This window comes from Streptomyces sp. NPDC006265 (genome assembly GCF_040613555.1).
GTDB lineage: Bacteria > Actinomycetota > Actinomycetes > Streptomycetales > Streptomycetaceae > Streptomyces.
Genome location: NZ_JBEXSH010000590.1, coordinates 1 through 5741, shown reverse-complemented (window position 1 = coordinate 5741; position 5741 = coordinate 1). Strand labels below are relative to the sequence as shown.

Here is a 5741-nt window from a genome sequence, read left to right as displayed (position 1 = left end):
GAGGGCTTTTTGCTGGTCAGGGCACATGCCAGCCGGTACGACGAAGCCCCGGACTCCCCCTTGATAATCAAGGGCGGGCTCCGGGGCTGTCCGGCTGTTACCGGGTTTTTGCGGGTGGCCGTGTCGAATACGTGTCGAAGTTTCTGCGGGCCGCGAGGTCAGTCGGCGGACGGCCGCTCGGGGAGATCTCCGGCAGCTTCGAGCCGCCTCTTCAGGTCGGGCAGCTGACCCTCAACGCAGCGGGCGTAGGTCGCCAGGAGCACGGCAACACTGTTTCCGGCCCACTCGGCCACCTGGGCGGGCGGGATGCCGTCATTCAGCCACTTCGTCAGTCGCGTGTTCCGGTTGTCGTAGACACGCCGTCCGGTGGGTGACTCGAAGACGTGCGGGGGCAGTACGGCCTTTCGGGCGTTGCGCCACGCTCGACGGATGACGGAACCGGCGAGGATGCCGCCCGACTCGCCTTGGAACAGCAGGTCACCTGGCTTGAGCTCTTCGTCCTCGATGTGCTGCCGCAGGATGCGCGTGAGGGCGGGATGCCCCGGGACAGTGCGGGTCTCACCCTCCGCACGGCCTTTCAGGTCGCGTTGTTCGTGGATCTCCCCCGTGTCTGTCCACTGCTTTCCGACCTCGGGGGTCGCGGTGTGGATCAGCAGCTCGCACCACTGGTCGGCAGCGTCGGGCTCGGGCAGGGTCACGTCCTCCACTCGCATCGCTACGGCCTCCTCGGGCCGGGGACCGCAGTAGTACAGCGTGGCGAAGAAGGCGTGAAGTCGCTCGCCGCCGCGTGGCCGGCGCCGTATCCAGTCGAGGATTGCCGCCGCTTGCTCCGGGTTCAGCAGGGACCGTTTGTCCACGGCATTCGTGGTCTTTACAACGGCCGTCGACTCCTTGCCCTTGGGAAGCGGGTTGGTCCTTAGGATGCGCCGCCGGATCGCGTACTTCATGGCGACGTTGAGGATCCGGCGGTTGCGCTTGCGGGACCAAGCCGCCGCTTGCTTGCCATCTAGGCGCGTGTCGATGGCGCGTAGGACGTGGTCGACCTTCTCCGGGTCCTCCCAGGCCGAGATGGGCAAGGAGTTTCGCTCGACCCATCGGAGGATGGCCACCACGTCTCGGGGTGCGTCGGGGCGTCGGTTGGTGTTGAACGCCCACTCACGCAGAGCGGTGCGCACGGCGGCAGGCGCGAACTGGGTGGGCTTGGCCCGCAGCAGCGCGATGGTGGTCGCCGTCAGGGTCTTGGCCATGTTCTTACGGCTGTTGCCGCCCAGCTGAGGCCAGCGGGCATCCACGTACTCGACGGCGAACTTGTACCAGCTCATGGCAGCCGACTTGGAGCGGTGGGAGACCGGGAGCCCCGTGGCGATGACGAACGCCTCGCCCTTGCCAGTGGCCCGGATGAGTTCGGAGCGGAAGCCCTCGGCGAGGGCGACGGTGTCGAAGGGCTCACGCCAACGCTTCCCCGCGACCACCCAGCGCACGGTGTATGTGGTCTTCCGGGCGCCCTTGTAGGTGAGGATCTTGTAGACCTTCACGTCGTACGTCGTCTCCATCAGGCGGCGTCCTCACGGTCGTCAAGCCAGTGATCGAGGTCGCTCCGCCGGATTCTGAGGTCGCCGTTCGGGAGCTTGATGCAGCGCGGTGCGCGGCGCTTGGCCCGCCAGTCGTAGAAGGTCGAGCGCGAGATGGCCAGTTCCTCGCAGACCTCCGCGAGGGTGAGCATGGTGCGCGATCTGGTGGCCGTGGTCATGTACTGCTCCCTTCGCTGAGCAAGGCTTCGCGGGCGGTTTCGCGGTTGAGCTGGAGGTCGCGGGCGATGGTTGCGGCGAGGGCGGATTCGCCGGGGGTGTGGCCGTGTCCGGCGTATTGCCAGTCGGCCAGGATCAGGACCGTGTCCGGCTCGACGTCCTCCAGGCCGAGCGCTTCGCGTTCCTGGGCGGCGCGGAAGTCGGCGCGGGCCTGCCGGAGTTCGCCGAGGGTGGTGGAGTAGCGGCGGGACTTTGAGGAGAAGTGGCCGCGGAAGCCGAGCATGTGAGCCCAGGCCCACAGGCGCCGGTCCGGGTAGAGCGGGTCGAGCTGCTTGCAGGCCTCGATGAGGCGGCGGGTGTGGTCCGGGACGCCGTGGCGGTCGAGTTCGGCGAGTTCGCCGATGCGGCGGTCGAGGGTGCCGGTGTTCTCAGCGGCCTTGGTGGCGTACTTCGCCACGTAGGAGGCGACGGCCTGTTCGGTGATGTGGGAGCCGTCGCCGAAGGCCTTCACGGGCCGGACGTCGAGCTGGGTGCCCCAGCGAAAGGTGCGGGCCGGTTGGCCCTCGGTGGCGGGGACGGAGACCGAGGTGTAGGAGTGCGCGGCAGCTGCTCGGATCGCGTCGGCGAGGAGGTCGACGGTGGCCCAGGAGGGCGGGGCGGTCTCGGGGCCGTCGGGGCCGTCGATGCGGATCACCGCGTGGAAGTGAAGGGCGCCGCGCTTCTGAAACTCAGCGACTTTGCCGTAAGAGAGGCGGGCGCACTCCTTCAGCTCGCGTTGGGTGATGCCGGCGCGGGCGGCTATCTCGCGGCGGAGCCGGTTGGTGAAGCGCTGCCAGAGCTGTCCGGCGTGGTTGTTGAACAGCACCGCGCCCGCGTAGTCGTACGTCGCCGGGTCCAGGGCGGTGCCCAGCTCAGGGGCATCCGGGGCGTGACGAGTACCGCAGCGGCAGACGCCCCGGTCGGGCCGGTTGTGGACCGGGCCGAATGACGGAGCCGTGAGGGTGGCGAAGACCCGGGGGTGGTCGCGGACGGTGGCGGGGATGTCGCGTCGGTCGTCTCCGGCGAGTCCGGCGCGTATGAGGTGGTAGGTGTCGCCCGCGTAGGTCCAGGCGCAGGAGGGGCAGCGCGAAGCCCGTCGGTTGCCGCATGCGACGCGAAGGCGTCCGCCCGGCTCGTTGGCGGTGGTGTAGTGGTGCAGGGTTTCGCCGGTGGTCTTGTCCTTGGTGAGGGTCCAGCCGGTGAGGTGGATGGGGTCGGCGCAGCCGCCGGTGCGGCGGATCTGCTCGTGCCAGCGGTGGTAGTCAGGGGCCGAAGCCACCCTCAGCAGGTCGCCGAGGGTGGTCGGGTCGAGCAGGTCAGGCACGTGCACCCTCCCGGACTCGGGCGGGGACGGTGCCCTGGCCGAGGCAGGCCGGGCAGTTGGCGGTGATGGTGTGCCGGTGGCCGTGCTGGTCGCGTCCGCCGGTGGTGATGGCGGCGGTGGCGAAGCCGTCGCAGTTGGGGCAGATGCGGGCCGCCGGCGTGGTGCGGTGCGTCATGCTGGGTGTTCCTTCCGGTTGCGAGATCGGACAGGGACGGCGCCCGGAGCGGACGAGACTTGGCGGTTGAGGCCGCTCCGGGGGCCGGTCAGCGGCGCTTCGTCTCCGAGGCAAGGAGCGAGCGCAGGACGACGGCGCAGACGGCGACCGAGGCGCCGGTGATGGCGACCGCGAGCAGCATGGAGACCAGGACGGCGCCGACGACCAGGACCACGGCGGTGCCGCCGCCGACAAGGGCGAGCGCGGTCCCGGGAGTGAGCTGCACCGTCGGCCGGGACGGCGCGGGCGCCGGAGCCGCCGGGGAGGGCTGCGAGTTCTGGACGGCCGGGACGATGGTGGTCGGTTCGACCACGGCGGGCGGGCTGACGTGGCCGGTCGGTGTGGGCATGGTCGGGATCTTCGGACGGAACATCGGCGGTTCTCCCTTCTGGGGTGGTTACTTGACGAAGGTGTCGATGGCGGGGGCCAGGACGCTGTCGGCGAGGAGGAAGCCGCCGAGCAGCAGGACGGCGATGAGCCAGGCGGGCGGGCGGATGAGCTTGACGCCGAGGTAGCCGACGACGAGCAGCGCGAGCCAGAGCGGAACCTGCATGGTGGCCTCCTAGCGGACGCGGCAGCGGTGGGTGCGGGCGGCGAGCTGGGCGGCGGACCGGCTGGAGTAGTCGGAGGACCAGCCGCACCGGTCCGAGGTGCACACGGCGGCGTACTTGGTCTGGCCGTGCCGGTCGCGGTGGGTGCCGATCTGCACCGGGCCGATCCGCATCACGGAGTGGAAGTGGTCACGAGCGGGCATGTCAGTCGGTCTCCTCTCGGTTCGTGGTCGAGGTGGGGTCGGGGAAGGCAGCGCGGATGCCAGCGGCCGTGGCCGGGTCGGCGGTGCGGCGGGCGGCTTCCTCGGCGAGCAGGTACGCGAGGAAGGGCCGGTTCGCGGCGGCCATCTCGCGGGCGGCGTCGAGGTGATCGGCGGCGGTCAGGTCGGCCGGATCACTGGTCATGGCGTCTCCCGTCGGTGTCAGGTGAGTTGGGCGGCGATGGCGTCGGCGAGCTGGGGTGGGACGCCGAGGCGGGCGCGCAGGGTGTCGGTGTCGATCGGCGTACGGGTGCGGGCGTGGTGGTCGTCGGCGACCTTGCGGGCGTGGTCGACCAGCGCGGCAGGGACCGGCACAGCGGGAGCGGGCTCGGCCGGTGCGGGTTCGGCAGCCGGGAGTGCAGGAGTGTCGTCGACCGCTGGGGCCAGCTCGGGCTCACGCACTGGTTCGGTCTCGGTAACCGGCTCAGGATGCGGCTCGGTGACCGGGGCTGCAGGTGCCGGCGGATCCGGCACCCGGTCGGTGGTGGAGTGGGCGAGCAGCGTGCCGCCCATGAAGGCCAGGGCGGGCCAGGCGGCGACCAGGATCCGCAGCCATGCCGGGACGTCGGTCAGGTCGAGGAGTCCGGCGGTGGCGACGTTGGCACCGAGCGAGGCGACCAGGGCGATCACGAACCAGCACCAGGCCAGCCGGGACGGTCCGTCGGAGCGCAGCCGCCGCCAGGAGGCGACCAGGAGCAGATCGACGCTGATCGGGTAGGCCCAGGCTTTCCAGCCGTCCTGTCCGGCAGCGGCGGCCAGGTCGTGGAGGTGAGCGAAGGACAGCGCCCCGGCAATGACGGCCTGGACCAGGACGGCATCGACGCGGAGAGCGGGGCGGGCCATCACGGCTCCTTCCTGTGATGAGGCATGGCGGGGGTAGGGACCTGGCGCGAAGCGGTCGCGCCCACCGGTGAAGCGGGGGAAGGGTCAGGCGGTGGCGGGGGCTGTCTTGGACAGCGGCCCCCGGGCCGAGGGCAACGGGCCAGCCGCGGGCCGGTAGGCCGCCAGGGCGGGCACGTCGGGGGTGCGGTCGGCGTACTTGTTGCAGGTGTTCACGGCGTGCCGCAGCGAGGTGTGCGGGGCGCGGATGCGGTGCCAGCCACCGGTGGAGTCACCGGCGATCGCGATGCCGCGTGTCTCGGCGGGTATCTGGATGGCGGCCAGGACGGCGTCCGGGGAGATGTCGCCGAAGGCCATGTTCGCGGATGTCTCGTCGTTGACGCGGTGGGCGGTGCGGCCGGTGAGCTGGGCGCGGAGCATGGTGATTCCCTTGCCGAGTTCGGAGCCGAAGCGCTGCCCGCAGATCTCCAGGTAGATGCCGGCCGCACGGCCGAGCTGGGCGAGACGGACCAGGGCGGTGATGATCCGGTCCCGGCGCTTCTCCTCCTCCTTCGAAGCGAACAGGGCGAGTTCGGGCCCAGCTCTTCCAGCGCCTGCTGAAGTTCGGCCGACGCCTGGGCCTGTCCTTCGTGGCGGTGGTCCACCACCTGTCCGACGTCGTGGACGGGGCTGTACTTCCGCAGGCCGCCGTAGCGGCGCATGTCGACCTCGTCGTTCATGCCGTGCATGACCGAGCCGGCGCCGAGGAACAGGCCGGCCTTGAAG

General features: G+C 70.6%; 9 protein-coding genes and 1 pseudogene. All 10 read right to left on the bottom strand.

Annotation, left to right across the window (positions count from 1 at the left end; all coding sequences use genetic code 11):
- Positions 1 to 158: 158 nt before the first annotated feature.
- Complete coding sequence (locus tag ABZ281_RS34705) at positions 159 to 1553, bottom strand: site-specific integrase (protein WP_356662024.1); 1395 nt, start codon at positions 1551 to 1553, stop codon at positions 159 to 161.
- Positions 1553 to 1750 carry a helix-turn-helix domain-containing protein gene (locus ABZ281_RS34700; protein ID WP_097216680.1) on the bottom strand — a complete coding sequence of 66 codons (198 nt, stop codon included), beginning with the start codon at positions 1748 to 1750 and terminating at the stop codon, positions 1553 to 1555. Before ABZ281_RS34700 ends, ABZ281_RS34705 begins: the two co-directional genes overlap by 1 nt.
- A complete protein-coding gene (gene repSA / locus ABZ281_RS34695) occupies positions 1747 to 3111 on the bottom strand; it encodes a replication initiator protein RepSA (protein ID WP_356662022.1) in 1365 nt (454 codons plus the stop codon). Before repSA ends, ABZ281_RS34700 begins: the two co-directional genes overlap by 4 nt.
- Positions 3104 to 3286 carry a hypothetical protein gene (locus ABZ281_RS34690; RefSeq protein ID WP_142163883.1) on the bottom strand — a complete coding sequence of 61 codons (183 nt, stop codon included), beginning with the start codon at positions 3284 to 3286 and terminating at the stop codon, positions 3104 to 3106. The genes repSA and ABZ281_RS34690 overlap by 8 nt, the downstream gene beginning before the upstream one ends.
- Positions 3287 to 3374: 88 nt before the next feature.
- Positions 3375 to 3698 carry a SpdD-like protein gene (locus ABZ281_RS34685; RefSeq protein WP_356662020.1) on the bottom strand — a complete coding sequence of 108 codons (324 nt, stop codon included), beginning with the start codon at positions 3696 to 3698 and terminating at the stop codon, positions 3375 to 3377.
- Between the two features lie 24 nt (positions 3699 to 3722).
- A complete protein-coding gene (locus ABZ281_RS34680; protein ID WP_142163881.1) occupies positions 3723 to 3878 on the bottom strand; it encodes a hypothetical protein in 156 nt (51 codons plus the stop codon).
- Between the two features lie 9 nt (positions 3879 to 3887).
- Positions 3888 to 4079, bottom strand: coding sequence for a mobile element transfer protein (locus ABZ281_RS34675; RefSeq protein ID WP_142163880.1), 192 nt, complete (start codon positions 4077 to 4079; stop codon positions 3888 to 3890).
- Between the two features lies 1 nt (position 4080).
- Positions 4081 to 4281, bottom strand: coding sequence for a hypothetical protein (locus ABZ281_RS34670; protein ID WP_142163879.1), 201 nt, complete (start codon positions 4279 to 4281; stop codon positions 4081 to 4083).
- A gap of 17 nt (positions 4282 to 4298) precedes the next feature.
- Complete coding sequence (locus ABZ281_RS34665) at positions 4299 to 4979, bottom strand: DUF2637 domain-containing protein (RefSeq protein ID WP_356662018.1); 681 nt, start codon at positions 4977 to 4979, stop codon at positions 4299 to 4301.
- A gap of 84 nt (positions 4980 to 5063) precedes the next feature.
- Positions 5064 to 5549, bottom strand: a pseudogene (locus ABZ281_RS34660) (FtsK/SpoIIIE domain-containing protein); the annotation flags it as partial.
- Positions 5550 to 5741: the final 192 nt, after the last annotated feature.